This window comes from Luteibacter aegosomaticola (assembly GCF_023078475.1).
Classification (GTDB): domain Bacteria; phylum Pseudomonadota; class Gammaproteobacteria; order Xanthomonadales; family Rhodanobacteraceae; genus Luteibacter; species Luteibacter aegosomaticola.
Map to the genome: position 1 here is coordinate 3,374,692 of NZ_CP095741.1, position 17,111 is coordinate 3,391,802.

At 65.2% G+C, this 17,111-nt stretch carries 13 protein-coding genes; 6 read left to right on the forward strand and 7 right to left on the reverse strand.

The features are described from left to right. Positions 1 to 137 precede the first annotated feature (137 nt). Both L2Y96_RS15010 and kbl read left to right on the forward strand, forming a co-directional pair. Positions 138 to 3,677 carry a DUF748 domain-containing protein gene (locus tag L2Y96_RS15010; RefSeq protein ID WP_247327883.1) on the forward strand — a complete coding sequence of 1,180 codons (3,540 nt, stop codon included), beginning with the start codon at positions 138 to 140 and terminating at the stop codon, positions 3,675 to 3,677. 136 nt (positions 3,678 to 3,813) lie between these two features. Next, entirely contained in the window at positions 3,814 to 5,013 is a 1,200-nt protein-coding gene (gene kbl, locus L2Y96_RS15015) for a glycine C-acetyltransferase (RefSeq protein ID WP_247327885.1), read from the forward strand. Between the two features lie 112 nt (positions 5,014 to 5,125). Here the strand turns inward: kbl and L2Y96_RS15020 are convergent, their stop codons facing one another. Next, positions 5,126 to 5,860 (reverse strand): pseudouridine synthase, encoded by a 735-nt coding sequence (locus L2Y96_RS15020; protein ID WP_247327887.1) that lies wholly within the window; start codon positions 5,858 to 5,860, stop codon positions 5,126 to 5,128. Positions 5,861 to 5,926: 66 nt separating this feature from the next. Between L2Y96_RS15020 and L2Y96_RS15025 the strand changes: the two genes are divergently transcribed. Next, a complete protein-coding gene (locus tag L2Y96_RS15025; RefSeq protein ID WP_247327889.1) occupies positions 5,927 to 6,838 on the forward strand; it encodes an alpha/beta hydrolase in 912 nt (303 codons plus the stop codon). A 53-nt stretch (positions 6,839 to 6,891) separates the two neighbouring features. On the opposite strand, the gene L2Y96_RS15030 is transcribed toward L2Y96_RS15025, so the two are convergent. The 3 genes from L2Y96_RS15030 to L2Y96_RS15040 all read right to left on the reverse strand — a co-directional run bounded on the left by L2Y96_RS15030 (position 6,892) and on the right by L2Y96_RS15040 (position 10,013). Then, entirely contained in the window at positions 6,892 to 7,602 is a 711-nt protein-coding gene (locus L2Y96_RS15030) for a C40 family peptidase (RefSeq protein ID WP_247327891.1), read from the reverse strand. Positions 7,603 to 7,857: 255 nt separating this feature from the next. Then, on the reverse strand, positions 7,858 to 8,574 hold the full coding sequence (locus tag L2Y96_RS15035; RefSeq protein WP_247327893.1) for a YggS family pyridoxal phosphate-dependent enzyme: 717 nt from the start codon (positions 8,572 to 8,574) through the stop codon (positions 7,858 to 7,860). Further along, positions 8,571 to 10,013, reverse strand: coding sequence for a M20 family metallopeptidase (locus tag L2Y96_RS15040; RefSeq protein WP_247327895.1), 1,443 nt, complete (start codon positions 10,011 to 10,013; stop codon positions 8,571 to 8,573). The genes L2Y96_RS15035 and L2Y96_RS15040 overlap by 4 nt, the downstream gene beginning before the upstream one ends. Positions 10,014 to 10,206: 193 nt before the next feature. On the opposite strand from L2Y96_RS15040, the gene L2Y96_RS15045 reads away from it, so the two are divergent. The 3 genes from L2Y96_RS15045 to L2Y96_RS15055 all read left to right on the forward strand — a co-directional run bounded on the left by L2Y96_RS15045 (position 10,207) and on the right by L2Y96_RS15055 (position 11,664). Beyond that, entirely contained in the window at positions 10,207 to 10,542 is a 336-nt protein-coding gene (locus tag L2Y96_RS15045) for a ComEA family DNA-binding protein (protein WP_247327897.1), read from the forward strand. 112 nt (positions 10,543 to 10,654) lie between these two features. Then, positions 10,655 to 11,104: an SET domain-containing protein gene (locus L2Y96_RS15050; RefSeq protein WP_247327899.1), complete on the forward strand. Its 450-nt coding sequence runs from the start codon at positions 10,655 to 10,657 to the stop codon at positions 11,102 to 11,104. A gap of 17 nt (positions 11,105 to 11,121) precedes the next feature. After that, positions 11,122 to 11,664 (forward strand): GNAT family N-acetyltransferase, encoded by a 543-nt coding sequence (locus L2Y96_RS15055; protein WP_247327902.1) that lies wholly within the window; start codon positions 11,122 to 11,124, stop codon positions 11,662 to 11,664. A 1,291-nt stretch (positions 11,665 to 12,955) separates the two neighbouring features. On the opposite strand, the gene L2Y96_RS15060 is transcribed toward L2Y96_RS15055, so the two are convergent. The 3 genes from L2Y96_RS15060 to L2Y96_RS15070 all read right to left on the reverse strand — a co-directional run bounded on the left by L2Y96_RS15060 (position 12,956) and on the right by L2Y96_RS15070 (position 17,059). Then, on the reverse strand, positions 12,956 to 13,855 hold the full coding sequence (locus L2Y96_RS15060) for a hypothetical protein (RefSeq protein ID WP_247327904.1): 900 nt from the start codon (positions 13,853 to 13,855) through the stop codon (positions 12,956 to 12,958). An 8-nt stretch (positions 13,856 to 13,863) separates the two neighbouring features. Next, on the reverse strand, positions 13,864 to 16,113 hold the full coding sequence (locus tag L2Y96_RS15065) for a M1 family metallopeptidase (RefSeq protein WP_247327908.1): 2,250 nt from the start codon (positions 16,111 to 16,113) through the stop codon (positions 13,864 to 13,866). Between the two features lie 88 nt (positions 16,114 to 16,201). Then, positions 16,202 to 17,059: a 2OG-Fe(II) oxygenase gene (locus L2Y96_RS15070; protein ID WP_247327910.1), complete on the reverse strand. Its 858-nt coding sequence runs from the start codon at positions 17,057 to 17,059 to the stop codon at positions 16,202 to 16,204. Between the last annotated feature and the right edge of the window lie 52 nt (positions 17,060 to 17,111).

The window sequence follows — 17,111 nt, forward strand, 5'->3', positions numbered from 1 at the left end:
AGGAGCGCGCAAGCGCGCTCCTACAAAAGCCTCCTCCCGCGCTTATCCCCGAGTACACTTCACGCCGGGGGTAACGCGCGAAAAGGGGTGATGGTATGGACACTCGCAGAAGCTGGCGGAGCCTGCCGTGGAGGGACGTGCGCGACCGCGCCGTCTCCACCTACCGCTCCCGCCGGGCCCGGCGCATCGCCCTGGGCCTGGTGATCTTCCTCGTCCTCTTCGGCCTGCTCGGCTTCCTCGCCGCGCCTTCGCTGATCCGCTCCCAGATCGCCTCCCGCGCCAGCGCGGCCCTTGGCCGCCAGGTGACCGTGGGCGATGTCCACCTCAACCCCTTCTCCCTGCGCCTCCGGCTCGAGCGCCTGCATATCGCCGAAGCGGACGGAAAGACGGCCTTCGTCGATATCGGCCAAGTCACCGCCGACGCGTCATGGGCATCCGTCTTCCGCCTGGCACCGATCCTCGACGAAGTGCGGATCGATAGCCCACGCGTGCATATCCAGCGCAGCGCGCCGCAGCGCTTCAACTTCACCGACATCATCGAACGCTTCGCCGCGCAGCCTGCCGCACCCGATAGCGGCCCCGCGCGTTTCGCCCTCTCCAACATCGCGATCCACGACGGGCAGATCGATTTCGACGACCGGGTTACCGACGCGACGCACCGGGTGGACCACCTCGAACTCGGCATCCCCTTCATCGCCAGCCTGCCCAGCGATACCGACATCTTCGTGCAGCCGCTGCTGGCCATGAACGTCGACGGTAGCCCCCTGAAGGTGCAAGGCCAGACCAAACCCTTCGCCAACAGTCGCGAATCGGATATCACCTTCCATCTCGACCAACTCGAGCTGCCGCGGTACGTCGGCTTCGCACCCACCCCGCTCCCGGTCGCCGTACCAGGCGGCAAACTGTCGGGCGTTGCCACCGTCAACTTCGTGATGGGCGAGAAACAGCCGTCCATTCGGGTGAAGGGGCAGCTGGCCCTCGACGGGCTCAAGGTCACGGGGAAGGATGGTGGCGCCCTGCTTGAGATCGGCCGCGCTGATGCCGACCTCGGTGTCCTCGACCCCATGACCTCGCGTTACCGGTTGGGCGCGATCACGCTGAAGGATGCGGCACTCCGCTACGCCCGCCTGCCCGGTGGCAAGAGCAACTTCGATGCCCTCACCAGCGGCAACGCCAAGCCCGACCCGAAAGCGGCCCCCATGGATGTGCGCATCGACGCGCTAACCCTGGTCAACGCGAAGGTCGACTACGCCGACCTTGCGGCCCCCGCGCCCGCCCACCTCACCCTGGACAAGCTCAACGGCAGCCTGCGCGGGCTCAGTACGGTGAAGGCACCGCCTGCGGCGCTCGACGTCTCCGCCGGTCTTGCGGGTGGCTCGCTGGCGACGAAGGGGAGTTTTGATCTGGCCGGCAGCCGTTATAACGGCCACGTCGCGTTCAAGGACGTATCGCTCGCGCCGTTGATGCCGCTCACGCCTCCCCTGCTCCCCGCGGATATCACGGGCGGAAGCTTCACTGCGGACGGCACGCTGAAGGCCGATTGGCACGACACCGCCACGGTACGCCTTGAGCAGGCCAAAGCGCGGCTGGATGGCTTCAACCTCGTACCCCATAACGGCCGAGCCTCGCCGATCACGTGGAAGTCGCTCACCGCCACGATCGCGTATGTCGATATGGCGACCAGCGAAGCGCGTGTCGATGCGCTGCTCCTCGACGGCCTGTCCCTTGATGTGCAGAAGCTGGCCAACGGCAATTTCGACATTCTCAACCTGCTCCCGGCCAACGCGAGCGCCGCCCACCCGGCAGGCAAGGGCTGGCAGTGGAGCGTGGCCCACCTGGGGCTGAGTGACGGCAAGGTCGCCCTGCGCGATGTGAAGGCTCCGGGCAAGCGCAACGCGATCAGCCTGACCGCTACGGCATTCAACATCGACGGCCTTTCCGACGATATGCGCAAGCCGATCCGCCTGGACCTGAAGGGTGGGCTTGGCGATGGCACGTTCGCCGTGGCCGGCACGGTGAAGCCGCAGCCGCTCGAGGCGGAACTCAAGGTGACGAGCACCCGTCTCAACGTCGCCCCGTTGCAGAACCTCGTCACCGTACCGCTCAACGTGACCGTGGCGAGCGGCCTGCTCAGCCTCGACGGTGACGTACGCTACGCCGACCGCGGCAAGGACAGCCCGCGCGTGGGTTACCGCGGACGAGCCACGCTCGGCCGGGTGCGTATCCAGGACAAGCTCACCAACGACGATTTCCTGCGCTGGAATTCGCTCAGCGCCACGAACATGACGGTCGCCATGGGCGAAGGCACGCCGCGCATCGCCATCGGCGGCCTCGCGCTCGATGACTTCTATGCCCGCGTGATCATCAACGCCACCGGGCGCCTGAACGTGCAGGATGTTGTCGCGAGCCCGGAACAGCCTGGCGCCGTATCGGTGACCCAGGCCCAGGCCAATCCCGCGCCGAAGAAGGCGGACGAGCCGGTACCCGTACCTGCCGCCGAAGGCCCCGCCGCCGACATCCGCATCGGCCAGATCACGCTGACCAAGGGCCACCTCAACTACACCGATAACTTCATCAAGCCGAACTACACGGCCGATGTCATGGACCTCACTGGCAAGATCGGCGCGTTCGGCACGGCCGGCGGTGAGCCACCGGCGGCGCTCACCCTCGAAGGCCAGCTCGATGGCAACGCGCCGGTGAATATCGACGGCACGATCAACCCGCTCGCGCCTGTCGCCTTCCTCGATATCACCGCCAAGGCCGAGGGCATCCAGCTCACCAACCTCTCGCCGTACTCCGGACACTACGCGGGCTATCCGATCACGCGCGGACGGCTAAACGTCGATGTCCACTACACGCTCGACCAGCGCAAGCTCAATGCCGATAACCACATCTTCATCGACCAGCTCACCTTCGGCGACCGCATCGAAGGGCCGGGGATCAGCCACCTTCCGGTGAAGCTCGCGGTGGCATTGCTGCGCGATAGCGAAGGCCGTATCGACGTCCATGTGCCGGTGACCGGCTCGCTCGACGATCCGCATTTCAGCGTGGGCGGCCTCATCTGGCGCGCCATCGGCAACCTCATCGTGAAGGCCGTGACCTCGCCCTTCCGCCTGCTCGCGTCAGCAGGCGGCGGCCGCGAAGATCTCGGTTACGTAGAGTTCGCCCCTGGCTCTGCCGTGCTAGATCCGGCGTCGGAAACCAAGCTTGGCGAGCTGGTGAAGGTACTCAACAACAAGCCCTCGATCAGCCTGGATATCGTGGGGCGCATCGATACGAGCAAGGATGAAAGCGGCCTGCGCAAGGTCATGGTCGATGACCTCATCCATCAGGAACAGGTGAACGATAAGGGCGACGACACCACGCCGCCCACCCAGGAGCAGCAGGACAAGTACCTCGAACGGGCCTACCGCCACGCGGATTTCCCCAAGCCGAAGAACATCATCGGCCTGACCAAATCGCAGCCGCCCGAGGAAATGCGCACGCTGATGGAGACCAACATGCCGGTGGATGCCGACGCGCTGCGCCACCTGGCCGAACGCCGGGCCAACGCGGTGCGCCAGTGGCTACAGGGCAAGGTGGATGACAAGCGCGTCTTCGTCGTGGCACCCAAGCTCGACCCCAAAGGCATCGACGACGGCGGAAAGACCACCCGGGTGGACTTCGGCCTGCACTAAAAGCGCCCCTGTAAGAGCGCGCTTGCGCGCGATGGGTGCTTGCCACACCGCTTCGCAACTTGATCGCGCGCAAGCGCGCTCCTACAACGGCCACACGGGGTAGAATCGGGATTTCCCCCGTCCCGGTACCCGTCCCATGTCCTATCCCGCCCAGGAACGCCTCGCCGCCGAGCTCGACGCCATCCGTGAGCAGGGCCTGTTCAAGGCCGAGCGCATCATCGTGTCGCCGCAGTCCGCCGAGATCGAGCTCGAGGGCGGCCGCAAGGTGCTCAACTTCTGCGCGAACAACTACCTGGGCCTGGCCGACCACCCCGAGGTGATCGCCGCCGCCAAGGACGCGCTGGACACCCACGGCTTCGGCATGGCCAGCGTGCGCTTCATCTGCGGTACGCAGGACCTGCACAAGGAGCTCGAGGCCAAGATCGCCAGCTTCTTCGGCACTGAGGATACGATCCTTTACGCCGCCTGCTTCGATGCCAACGGTGGCCTGTTCGAGCCGTTGCTGGGCGAGGAAGACGCCATCATTTCCGATGCGCTGAACCACGCGTCGATCATCGACGGCATCCGCCTGTGCAAGGCCAAGCGCTTCCGCTATAACAACTGCGACATGGCCGACCTGGAAGCCCAGCTGCAGGCCGCCGATGCCGCCGGTGCACGCACGAAGCTGATCACCACCGATGGCGCGTTCTCGATGGACGGCTTCATCGCCCCGCTCGATGAAATCACCGCGCTGGCGAAGAAGTACAACGCCCTCGTCCATATCGATGAGTGCCATTGCACCGGCTTCCTCGGCGATACCGGCCGCGGTTCGGCTGAATACCATGGCGTGCTCGACAAGATCGATATCTTCACCGGCACCCTGGGCAAGGCCCTGGGCGGTGCGCTCGGTGGCTTCACCACCGGCCGCAAGGAAGTGATCGAGATGCTGCGCCAGCGTTCGCGCCCGTACCTGTTCTCGAACTCGCTGCCCCCACACGTCGTCGCTGCAGGTAGCAAGGTGTTCGACATGCTCGCCGCCGCAGGCGACCTTCGTGACAAGGTCAAGGCCAACACCGCGTATTTCCGCGAGAAGATGGCCGAAGCCGGTTTTGACATCCGCCCGGGCGTGCACCCGATCGTCCCGGTGATGATCTACGACGCGAAGCAGGCCCAGGCCATGGCGGCTGAACTGCTTGAGGAAGGCATCTACGTCACCGGCTTCTTCTTCCCGGTGGTGCCGAAGGACAAGGCGCGCATCCGCACGCAGATGAGCGCCGCGCACACGCGTGAGCACCTCGACAAGGCGATCGCCGCGTTCACCAAGGTCGGCAAGAAGCTGGGCGTTCTCAAGGGCTGATGCCCTGCCCATGGTAGGAGCCCACCCTGTGGGCGACGCCGTTCGCGGAAGAGCTGCAGGGCCTGTAGCGCTTTGGCGAAAGATGTCGCCCACAGGGTGGGCTCCTACCGGGTTAGCGGCGGCGTAGTGCGGCGACTTCGCTATCGGTGAGGTGGCGCCACTGCCCCTTCGGCAGCTCGCCCAGCGGCAGTTCGCCGATAGCGACGCGCACCAGGCGCTGCACATCGAAGCCAAGCACCTGCATCAGGCGGCGAATGTGCCGGTTACGGCCCTCATCCAGCGTGACCTCAAGCCACGCGTTCTTCTCGCCCTGGCGCAGCAGCGCAGCGGCGCCGGCACGCAGCGGCTCGCCTTCATCAACCACGCCCTTCAGCATCGCCTCGATGGTGTTCTCATCAGGATGGCCGGCGACCTGAACGTGGTAAGTCTTCGGCACATGCGTCGCCGGATCCGTAATGCCGGCCGCCCACACGGTGTCATTGGATAGCAGCAGCAAACCCTCGCTGGCCTTGTCCAGCCGCCCCACGGGACCCAGCCAAGGCAGCCCGGCGCCCTCCAGCAACGAGTAGACGGTATCCCGCCCTCGCTCGTCGGATGCGGATACGACGATGCCACGCGGCTTGTTCATCACCAGATAGACCGGTGCCGCCGCTTCCGCTGCACCCGCACCTTCAATATCGATGCGCTCAGGGCCGCGGATACGGAATTCAGGATCGCGTACGACCTTTCCGTCCACGCGCACCCTACCCTCGCGCGCCAGCTTTTCGGCCTGGCTTCGCGAACAGATGCCGCGTTTGGAGAGTGTCCGGGCGAGGCCGAAGCTGGGTGTCGATGGGGATTTGCGCATGGGGTCGCCATTTTACAGGCGTTTGGCTAAGGTCGGTCAGGCTGACCACTGCAAGGATCACCTTACGTGAAAGCCCGCCTCATCGCCGCCTGCGCCCTGTTCTATGGCGCCACGGCGGCCGCACAGACCGCGACACCCGTGGGCGACCCCATGCTGCATCTCTCCACGGTGCGGCTGTACCAGACGCCACCGGGCGCCAAAGGCAGCGGTCTCGAGGACATCCCGACCCTCACCGTCTTCCCGCCGTTCGGCGAACCCAATGGCACGGCCGTGATCGTGGCGCCCGGCGGGGCGTACCGCGGGCTGGCGGGCGACCTGGAAGGCCGCGAAGTCGCGGACTGGTTCGCCACCCGTGGTGTCACGGTCTTCGTGCTGCGTTACCGGTTAGGCGGCAAGTACCCGCTCCCGGTGCCGCTCATGGACGCGCAGCGGGCCGTGCAGTACATCCGCGCCAACGCGGCCAGCTACAAGGTCGAGCCCCGCAAGATCGGGTTCATCGGATTCTCCGCCGGCGGTCATCTCGGTGCCGTGCTCGAAACCGAGGCGGCCGTTGTTCCCGGCGGCCCCGACGATGCGATCGCGCGGCAAAGTCCTCGCCCCGACTTCGTGATCCTCGGGTATCCCGCGTTCTCGATGTTCGACAAGGCGCAGCAAGGTGGCCTGGCGTACTGCCCTTCACTTGGCATCCCCGCCTCTACGTGCACGCCTGCCTACCTGAAACGCTACACGCCCGCCCTGCATATCACCGCGGCGACGCCGCCGACCTTCATCTACCACACGGCCGATGACACCTCGATTCCGGTCGAAGGCAGCGTGGAATACTTCCTCGCGCTGAAGCGCGCCGGTGTGCCGGCGGAGCTACATGTCTTCGAGAAAGGCGTGCATGGAACGGGACTCGGTGGCAGGCAACCGTCGCTACGCTTGTGGCCCGCATTGCTGGAGCAGTGGCTCATCGCCGGCGGTTTTCTGCCGCGCTAAAAAAAACGGCATGCCGTGGCATGCCGTTTCGGAAAAGTCGTTGAAGGGACCCGTCAGATCTTGGCGATACCTTCGGGACGCTTGGCGCCCGCGAAGTGCTTGGACCAGTAGGCCTCGTTGAGGCTATCCACTCGAACCGTCTTGCCAGCCGACGGGGAGTGGATGAACTGGCCGTTGTCGATGTAGATGCCGACATGCGAGATGGCCTTGCCGCGGGTGCGGAAGAACACCAGGTCGCCCGTCTTCATTTCGGTGCGCTTGACCGACAGGCCGGCCAGGAACTGGCTGGCGGAGTTGGTCGGCAGGTCGAGGCCAATGCTCTTGGCGAACACATAGCGGACGAAGCCGCTGCAATCGAAGCCGGCGGTCGGGGTACGGCCACCGCGGTGGTAACGGATATCGCGGAGCTTCATCGCGAACGACAGGAGCGCTTCGCGGGCGTGGCCATCGACGTGGCCGGCGAGCTTGGCGGTGGCGGCGGCGACGAGGCTGTCGTCGTCATCGTCCGAATCGACCGCATCGGCTTCCTGCGTGTCCTGGGCCGAAGCGACCGTGGCAGCCGGCTTGGGCGCGAAGGTCGAGGCATCCGGGACGATGGACTGCGCCAGGCCATTGGCCGGGGCGAAGACCGGAAGATCGGTGAGGAGCAGCGTCGCGGACTGGTCAAGACCCTGCGGGGCCTGAACGGTGTCGGCGATGGCGGGTGTAACGGCGGCGATACAGCAGGTAGCTAACGCGAGAGCGGTCAGTCGCTTGAATTGCATGAGCGAGAAGGCCTGTTCATCGTGGAGTTAAGCCGCCGTTTAGGTGAGACGACCGTGAACGAGTGGTGAAGTTAGCAAACCCGATTAGCCCGGTTGTTGGCATAAAGTTAAAAATCGCCATTCCTAGGAAATATTGTGACGATTCGCCAAAATATTACGGATCCTTTACGACAATCCTGAACGGATTGAAGCACTTGCTTCACATAAGTGATCGTCCGCAATTCAGCTAACTTTAGTGTCGCAGGTCACATTCGATTAACTGACCGAGTCAGTTTTGTAATTACGTGCACCGAATATCGAGCTGCCAATACGCACTTCGGTACTGCCTTCGGCGATCGCCAGGGCGTAGTCGCCACTCATCCCCATCGACAGGCGCACCAACGGATGGCCCGCATCTTGCGCGCTGTTCCGGCACTGATACAGCGCACGGAAATTAGCCCTGACCACGGCCTCGTCGTCGCTGTGTTCGGCGATGGTCATCAGGCCGCGCACCCGAAGTGAATGGAACGCTTTGAGCTGATCGAGGAAGCCCAGGAGCTCGCCCGGGGGCAGGCCCGTCTTGCTGTCCTCGGCGGAGGTCTTCAGCTGGACGAGCACATCGATGCCCCTGCCCTGGGCCTGCAGCGCCTTGTCCAGCGCCACGGCGAGGTCGAGCCGGTCCAGCGACTGGACCTCACTGGCCAGGGCCGCCACGACCTTGGCCTTGTTCGTCTGCAGGTGGCCGATCACGACCCAGTCGAGGCCCAGCGAGGCCAGTTCGGTGGCCTTGGCCTGGATCTCCTGCACTTTGTTCTCGCCGAAGCGGCGCAGGCCAAGCCCCGCCGCTTCCGCCACCACGTCCGCGCCGAAGGTCTTGCTGACCGGCAGCAGGGTCACCTCGGCCGGATCACGGCCTGCCGCATGGCAGGCCGCGTCGATCCCCGCCCGCACGGCTGCCAGGCGGCCGGCGAGCGTGGTCAGGTCGGCCGTCATGCCTTCGAAGCTTCCTGGAAGTGGCGAGCGACCACGTTGGCCACCACCATGCTCACGCGCTTACCCGTCGGGATGTGCAGGAACTCGTTGGGGCCATGCGCGTTGGAGTGCGGGCCCAGCACGCCGGTGATCAGGAACTGCGCCTGCGGGAACTTCTCGCCCAGCATGCCCATGAACGGGATGCTGCCACCCTCGCCCATGTAAGCCGCCGGCTGACCGTAGTAGTCCTGCGACGCCTGGGCCACGGTCTCCTCGAGCCACGGCGACAGGGCCGGCGCATTCCAGCCGCTGCCATCCTTCTCCAGGGCGAAGCTCACCTTTGCACCGTACGGCGGATCCTTCTCGAGCAGCTGCTTGAGGAACTTGCCCGCCTCGGCGCCGTTGAGCGTGGGCGGCACACGCAGGCTGAGCTTCACCGAGGTCTTCGGGCGGAGCACGTTGCCGGCGCTCTCGAGCGGCGGCATGCCGCCCACGCCCGTCACCGACAGCTGCGGACGCCACGTGCGGTTGAGCACCAGCTCGGTCAGGTCATCGGTGGTCGGCTTCATGCCCTCGACGAACGGGAACTTGTCGTAGATCGCCGTGCCGAGCACGTCGGCCGACTTGCGCGCCTGATCCTTGCGCTGCTCCGGGATCTCGACGTAGAGCTCCTTCGGGATGATCTTGCCGGTCTCCTGGTCTTCCAGGCGGCTAAGCAGGTCACGCAGGATGCGGAAGCTGGACGGCACCACGCCCGAGGCATCGCCCGAGTGCACGCCCTCTTCCAGCACCTGCACGGTCAGGTTGCCGCCCGTCATGCCACGCAACGAGGTGGTCAGCCAGAGCTGGTCATAGTTACCGCAGCCGGAATCCAGGCACACCACGAGGGCGGGGTTGCCGATGCGGTCGGCCAGGTGGTCGACGTAGTACGGCAGGTCGTAGCTGCCCGATTCTTCACAGGCCTCGATCATGATCACGCAGCGCGCATGCGGCACGCCCTGGTCGCGCAGCGCGAGCAGCGCGGCCAGCGAACCGAAGATCGCATAGCCATCATCCGCGCCACCACGACCGTAGAGCTTGTCGCCCTTCAGCACCGGGGTCCACGGACCGAGGTCGTCGGCCCAACCCGTCATTTCCGGCTGCTTGTCGAGATGCCCGTACAGCACAACCGTCTCGTCGGTGCCGTTGCCCGTGACGCCCTGGGCGGGCACGTCGATGTAGATCAACGGCGTGCGGCCTTCCAGGCGCACTACCTCAAGGCTCGCGCCTTCCAGTGCCGGGAGCTTCGAACGCGCCCAGTCCTCCATGAGCTTCACCGCCTGGTCCATGTAGCCGTGCTCGCGCCACTGCGCATCGAACATCGGGGACTTGTTGGGGATGCGGATGTAGTCCATGAGCTGCGGGACGATTTCCGTATCCCACAGGCCGCTGACGAAGGAGGTAATGCGGGAGGTATCCATGGCGCGCCTTGTTCGGTGGGGCAAAGGCCGATTGTAACAGCGCGCGCCCCGAGGCTCGGACCTGTGGGCCTGCGCCTACACGGGGAGACCGCCAACCCGCACAGAGGCTGGCGCCGGGCACTGCTAAGCGCGGAACGCAGCGCGACGCACAGTGTCCACGCGCCATCTGGCGCCCCAACCCAAGGAGCTGCACATGTCACCTCGCCACCTGTTCCTCGCCGCCGCGCTCATCGCAGCGCCCGCCTTCGCCGCCACCCCGGTCAACGTAAACACCGCCGACGCCACCGTCCTCGCCCAGTCACTTGACGGCGTGGGCCTTGCCAAAGCGCAGGCCATCGTTGCCTGGCGCGAGGCAAACGGCCCGTTCACCTCCGCCGACCAGCTCACCGAGGTGAAGGGCATCGGCGCCTCGCTGATCGAACGCAACCGCGATGCCATCCAGGTGGATGACGGCAAGGCCGCCCCGAAAGCCCGCACCGCCAAGGCCACCAAGGCCAGGAAGGCAGCCGCGGCCGACGACGAAGGCTAATCAGCAGGGGCCGCCCGCAAGGCGGCCCTTCCACTCTGCGCCCAACGCGCTACACTCGCGCCCCATGCCTGGCCGGGGGGCCGTGGCACGGAACTGGGGCGAAGAAGATCCAATGATCCTTCCGCGTTACCGTATCGCCGCGTCGACCATCCAAGGGGCCGGCAAGGGCCTTTTTGTCGACGAATTCGTGGCCGCAGGCCGCATCGTCACCGCGCCCGACACCATCGACCGCACCTACCCGTGGGCCGACATCCAGGCCTCGCCGGATCTCTACGCCGCCGCCCGCTGGTTCGAGGATCGCTACACGCTTTCCCCCGACTGGCCGGACGAATGCTACGTAAACCACAGTTTCAGCCCCACCGGACTGTGGCATCTGGGCTTTATCTTTGCTGCGAAGGATCTCCCTCAAGGCACTGAAATTACAGTGGATTATCGCCACCTCCTTGCGCCAGGGCAGGTTGAGGACTTTGCCGATGGCGAAACTGGTGAGAAAATAACCGGCTTGTCCTGGCAGGAAAGCCTCCGTGAGAGCACTCACGCGTTGGCTACGCTGCTCGGTTGAAACTTCTGGTCACCTCGATGGCAACTGCAGATATCCCCGTTCTGGAAACGCCGCGCTTGCGGCTCACCGCACTCACCGAACGCCATTTCGACGATTACGCCAACATGCTGGCGGACGCCGAAAGTACGCGCTGGATCGGTGACGGCCAGCCTTTGGACCGCATGAATGCGTGGCGTTCGATGGCCATGCTGCTTGGCCACTGGGCGCTTCGTGGCTGTGGCATGTGGGCGATCGAACTGAAAGAGTCAGGCGAGTTCATCGGCCGTGCTGGCTTGATGAAGCCGGAGGGCTGGCCCGATCTGGAACTGGGCTGGATGCTGAAGCCGGAGCACCGCCACCATGGCTATGCGACCGAGGCGGGTACGGCGATCCTGGATTTTGCGTGGAACGAGATGCACGCGCAGCGCGTGATCAGCCTGGTGCGCATCGGTAACGAGGCGTCGGATCATGTGGCTGAACGCCTGGGCGGCGAGCACATCGACAATATCGATTTCCTGGGCGGCGCGACGCACCTGTTCGCCTACTACCCGCCCCACCGCGAAGTCCGCCGCGCGAGCTAAGCGCTCCTGCTCGGCACGCTTCATCAATGAACCCGGCTATGTGCCGGGTTTTTTGTGCGCTGTCGACAGGGCTCGCCTTCGGCTTCGCGTTGCTCGGCCTTTGGCCATCGCGTTAGTGCTCGGACGTCTCCGGAAAGAGCCCTTGGCGCCCACCCTCGCTGCTCAGACAAGTCTCCAACGTTCGAAAAGGATGCCCCTCCGGGGCCATGTACTTATTGCCCTACGGGCGCGAACCGGCGTGCGGACGGGGGTTTGAAACTCGCCATCCATGGCTCGGTTTCAAACGACCGGCCATCCATGGCCGGCCCCGCCTGTGGCGGCTGTTCCCGTCCGCCCGCCTCGTCTCCGACAACTCGCCTCGAGGGTGGGCGCCAAGGCCTCTCGGACACACTGAGGCTGATCGATGGGAAAGCCACCGCCGGCAACACGGCCGACCTCGCGGCGCCCCACACCTGCCAAACGGCCGTAGGAGCCCACCCTGTGGGCGACATCTTTCGCCTCAGCGCCCAGGCCCTGTCGTACGGCATGATCGATCAAGGGCCAGACGCCGCAAGACCCGCGGTCTGCCGCGAACGGCGTCGCCCACAGGGTGGGCTCCTACGGGCGAGGATTGCGCCGTGGGCTCTCGGACACACTGAGGTTGATCGGTCGGAAAGCCACCGCCTGACACCGCAACCGCAATCGTAGGAGCCCACCCTGTGGGCGACATCTTTCGCCGCAACGCTCAGGCCCTGTCGTACGGCACGATCGATCAAGAGCCAAGCGCCGCAAGATCCGGAATGTGCCGCGAACGGCGTCGCCCACAGGGTGGGCTCCTACGGGAACGTCGCGGGCACGTCGGTGGGTTTGTACCTCGGGCGATAAGGCCGGCCGCCACGACCGTGGTGCCGGCTCTCCCATCACACGCCCTCAGTGCCTCGGAGAGTCCTCGGCGCCCACCCTCGAGGCGAGTTTCGCAGGCGAGGGCGACGGGCGGGAACAGCCGCCGTAGGCGGGAGCGGCCATGGATGGCCGCTCGTTTGAAACCGAGCCAGGATGGCGAGTTTCAAACCCCCGCCCGGCGACCGGTTCGCGCCCGTAGGGCAATAAGTACATTTGCCGCGTCAGCGGCACTCCTTTTCGAACGACGAGGACCTGTCTGAGCAGCGAGGGTGGGCGCCGAGGGCTCTCCTGCGACCACGTCCGAGCGCTAGCGCGATGGCGAAAGCCGAGCCAGCCCAACGCGAAGCCGAAGGCGAGCCGTATCGAGCGGGCAAACAAAAAAGGCCGCGATTGCTCGCGGCCTTTTCGCTTAAAGCGCCGGGGCGAAATCGGTGCGCCGGCGGCGATGGGCATTCACGTTCGCCAGGCGCGACAGCGCCAGCAAACGCGCCGTCCGCATCCACGCCACCACCACCACACCCAACTGCACGATCGCAAACGCCACCCAGGTACCCGTCCCCACCGCCGTCGTATGACCACGCCACGACGCAATCAACACCGCCAGGACCGCACCCACCAGCGTAATCACCAGATACACCAGCAACGTCGCAAACGGACGACGCACGAACTGCATAAAGCCGCGACCCAGTGCACGGAACGCCGAACGCAACGTGATATCCGCGATATACGCCGCGCGCGCCGACTCCACCACGCACTGCACGATCACGAACACCAGCAACGTAAAGGCCAGCGCAAGATGCGCCCACGTATCCGCACTGCTCTCCAGCACCGCCGCATCCGCCTTGTCATCCGCGAACGACTGGAAGCCGTGCATCGCCATCGCAAACAACGCATACGGCACCAGCGACAAGAGCAGCAGCCGAAGCATACGTCCGTATTCCGTGGCACCGCCCTGCAGCAACGCGCCGAAACTCAACGCCCTGCCCGCGCGGCCACCCGCCACCACCATGCCGGTGAGGAACGGCGACACCGCCAGGGTCAACAGGACGCCTGCGATGAACGCCATGCCCGTCCACGGGTTATCCCGCTGCAGGCTGCCAAACACGTCGCCGAACATCAGGCCATTGAAGTGCGCGGCGTAGCTCTCCGCATGCACGTTGTATCCGAGCAGCTTATCGAGCGTCGCCCAAAGCGGCAGCGCCACCACCAGGGTTGGCAACAGTGTCACCAGGATCCACAACAGCAGGATCCGCCACTGCAGGCCACCCAGGGCACCGCCGCCCAGCGCGGCAAAAGCAGAGCGTTTCACTTGGCCGTTCATAGGGTCACCAGCAGGCTGTAGATGCCCTGGAACAGGGCGGCGAAATCCGATGTCCAGCGACGCGTGGCGGCATGATTGGCTTCCACCGTGCGGCTGTCGTTGAGCTTGTTACTGTCGAGGAAGATCTTCTGTTCGGGATCGAGCTCGGCCGACGTCGCCTTCACCGGCTTGGTGAATTCGAAGCGCGCCCAGCGGCGCTGGTCGTTCCAGTGCACGGTTTCCACCGAGTCATCGGCGAAGGTGACCTTCAACACCTGCGGTACCGGCGCGCCGTCGCGCCATACCGTCACGATGGTGCGGTAGGGGAACGGGCCCGTGCCCTTCTTTGCATCCGGGTGGGCCTTTTCCCACGCATCGCGCTGTTTTTCGATCGCCTCGTCGTTGTCCTCGCTGGACAGCTCGACGCGTTTGCCGTCCTTCGTCGAAACCCCGGCCAGCGGCAACACTTCTTCGCTCGTGATCGACTTGACCTGATCGTCGATGCGATCGGTGCCGTAGACGTACTGGTCGAACACCTGAGCCACTACATCGGGCTTGCCGGACACCTCGGCAAGCGACGCCTGCAGATCAGCGATGCCAGGGTGGCGGAAATGCCAGGTCGCGTAGTACTGGCGGAACGCCTTCTCGGTGACATCCTTGCCGAGCCGCTCCTCCAGGTCGTGCATGGCCGTGGCCGTACGCGAGTAGACGGTGTTGTATTGCTGGCTCGAGAGCCGGTCCCACGAGTTCTGGCCAAGCGGATCGCCTGGGTGCGAGAGCGTCGCGATCATGCGCTCTAGCTCGAAGACACCGATCGGCGGCTGCACGCCGAAAAACTGCCAGATGGGCTTGGTGAGCCACACCTGCTGCTTGCGCTCGCGCAGCATGCGGTCGTCCCAATACTCGTTCAGGCCCTCGTCCAGCATCGGCTCTTCGAATTCATTGGACGCGAGCAGACCGTAGAAATAGCCGTGGCCGAACTCATGGATGGTGACGAAATCGATCAGCCATTCCGACAGCACACCCGGCTTGTAGCCCTTGTCGTAATCGGCGGTGAAGAAGGTCGGGTATTCCATGCCGCCCGCCTCGCTCGCATTGAACGGCGGGACAACGGCGGTGACCGTCTTGTACGGGTACGGACCCAGCGTGTTTGAAAAATAGGTGAGCGAATCGGTGGTGGCCTTGAGCACCGGCTTCGCGTCCACCTCGTACTCAGGCGGGTACACCACCTTCACCTTGACGGCCGGGCTGCCCGGGCCGTTCCAGGTGGTTTCGATGCTCTTGAAGCCCGGTGCGGCCATCCACGCGAAATCGTGCACATCGCCCTGGATGAAGTGCCAGGTGAGGTCATTGCCTTCCGGCACCGGATCACCCTGCTGTTCACCTACCGCAGCCACGGTATACGCCTTGGGCGCGGTCATGCGCACATCGAACTCGCCGAAGTCGGCGAAGAACTCGCTGTTGAAGTGGAACTCGTGAACGTTCCAGCGCGGCTCGGTGGCGCCACGTTCACCCGGCAGTTCCAGCACGCCGATCTTCGGGAACCACTGCGCGACCAGGTTGAAGTTGCCGACGTAGCCGGTGCGCTCAATCACTCGCGGCAGCTGGCTATGGAAGGCCATGTCGAGGGTGACGCTACCGCCGGCCGGGACCGGCTGCGCCAGGTCGACACGGACCACCGTGTGGTCGGTGGCGGGGCCGTTGTCGGGATGCACGAACCGCCACTTGAGCGTCGCGCCATCCTGCTCGACGTGTTGCAGGTCGATGTAACCCCACTCGCCCTTCTTTACCTTGCCCACGCCACGCGTATCGCCGCCCGGCGCCAGCACCTCGCGTTCGGTGAAAAAGGTGCTGCCTTCGTTTTCGAACGCGTTGAGGTAGAGGTGCAGGAATACGGCCGATACCGGGCGATCGCTGCGGTTACGCCAGGTCATCTGCTGCTGGCCATCGACGGCGTGCTTGTCCGGATCCAGCTTGGCCTGGATGCGGTAGGACACCACCCGGTCGGAGAGCGTCGCTTCACTACCCGTTCGCGGGCCGCCCCAGGCCGTAGGTGCGCTGGGCGTGCGAACGAATGCCGCGTGCGGCGATGCAAACGGAATATCCACCGGCACCGCGGGCGCTACCGGCGCGCCAGCAGTGCTGGCGGCGGCCGGGGCCGGGGCGGGCGGCGTCGAGGGCGGGGGGCTTTGGGCCCATGCGGCGGTGGCGCACGATAACGCACCCGCAATGACAAGACGTACGACCCTGACTGCCTCGCGGCGCATGCGTTGACCCTCCCCTAGAATCCAGCGAGATTGCTGGACGTATCACAGGCCCGATATAGGCCAGAGGTCACGGGTTGCCGTCAAGCCTCTAACCTGCAAAGGCGCGTTCGCGCATCCACTTCGTCACGATCCATTTCTCCCCCGCCACCACCGGCGCGCCGCCGTGCAGCGAAAGCGGATCGAGGGAACCATCCGCGGCGGCATACTCGAAGTACAGACCCTGGCCCTTGCGCGGCACGTAGCTGAAGTCGATCCGGGGAAAGATGGTTTCGCCGCCGGCAACCACATCATCCAGGTACATGATGAGCGTGGAGACGCGCTGGCCGCCGCTGGCGATATGCGGCGCGCTGCCCTTCTGGTCGGGGGCGAAGTAGTCGAAGTGCGGCATGTACTCGCCACCCACGCCGTAGCGCATCACCTGGAGGCCTTCGCCATGCTCCTCGCTGAGCTGCATGATCGCCGCCGTACGCGCGTCGATACGCTGGACCAGCTCGTTCTCGGCCCGATGGAAGTAAGCCCCCTCGCTGGTGCGGATATCCATCACCGTATTGGTCCCGGAATCGGGCGATACCACGGCCGAGCGTGCCAGGCGTGAGCGTGCCATGGCCATCAGGCCATCGCACTCGGCCGGATCGAGCACGTTGTCGAGCACGGCGATCACGGGCCGTGCCACGCGCACGACGACGCGGATATCGCGGTCAGGCGTGCGGATGACATGGCCCTCGGCCAGCCGGCTAGTGAACGCCTGCGCCTGCGCTTCTGCCGCCACGGGCGGGGCTACGCCACCAAACATGGCATCGGCGATGGCGTCGCGTGCGACGCGCTCGTCGAACTGATGCTCCTTCATGGTGGCGAGCAGATCGGCCGGGGCGTTGCCGCCGGCGAGTGCTTCGCCGATCCAGCGATGCCAATCGGGGGTGACCTTGGTGTGTCGGCGTGTTTGCATGGGGAACATTGTGCCTTGGCGGGCGTGGGACCGTGCAGGGGGCAATCGCGCG

What these genes read in the sequence shown, in the direction of transcription:
- kbl (WP_247327885.1), top strand. Translation starts at nt 3,814, where the DNA reads ATGTCCTATCCCGCCCAGGAACGCCTCGCCGCCGAGCTCGACGCCATC.
- L2Y96_RS15020 (WP_247327887.1), bottom strand. Translation starts at nt 5,860, where the DNA reads ATGCGCAAATCCCCATCGACACCCAGCTTCGGCCTCGCCCGGACACTC.
- L2Y96_RS15030 (WP_247327891.1), bottom strand. Translation starts at nt 7,602, where the DNA reads ATGCAATTCAAGCGACTGACCGCTCTCGCGTTAGCTACCTGCTGTATC.
- L2Y96_RS15035 (WP_247327893.1), bottom strand. Translation starts at nt 8,574, where the DNA reads ATGACGGCCGACCTGACCACGCTCGCCGGCCGCCTGGCAGCCGTGCGG.
- L2Y96_RS15040 (WP_247327895.1), bottom strand. Translation starts at nt 10,013, where the DNA reads ATGGATACCTCCCGCATTACCTCCTTCGTCAGCGGCCTGTGGGATACG.
- L2Y96_RS15045 (WP_247327897.1), top strand. Translation starts at nt 10,207, where the DNA reads ATGTCACCTCGCCACCTGTTCCTCGCCGCCGCGCTCATCGCAGCGCCC.
- L2Y96_RS15050 (WP_247327899.1), top strand. Translation starts at nt 10,655, where the DNA reads ATGATCCTTCCGCGTTACCGTATCGCCGCGTCGACCATCCAAGGGGCC.
- L2Y96_RS15055 (WP_247327902.1), top strand. Translation starts at nt 11,122, where the DNA reads ATGGCAACTGCAGATATCCCCGTTCTGGAAACGCCGCGCTTGCGGCTC.
- L2Y96_RS15065 (WP_247327908.1), bottom strand. Translation starts at nt 16,113, where the DNA reads ATGCGCCGCGAGGCAGTCAGGGTCGTACGTCTTGTCATTGCGGGTGCG.
- L2Y96_RS15070 (WP_247327910.1), bottom strand. Translation starts at nt 17,059, where the DNA reads ATGCAAACACGCCGACACACCAAGGTCACCCCCGATTGGCATCGCTGG.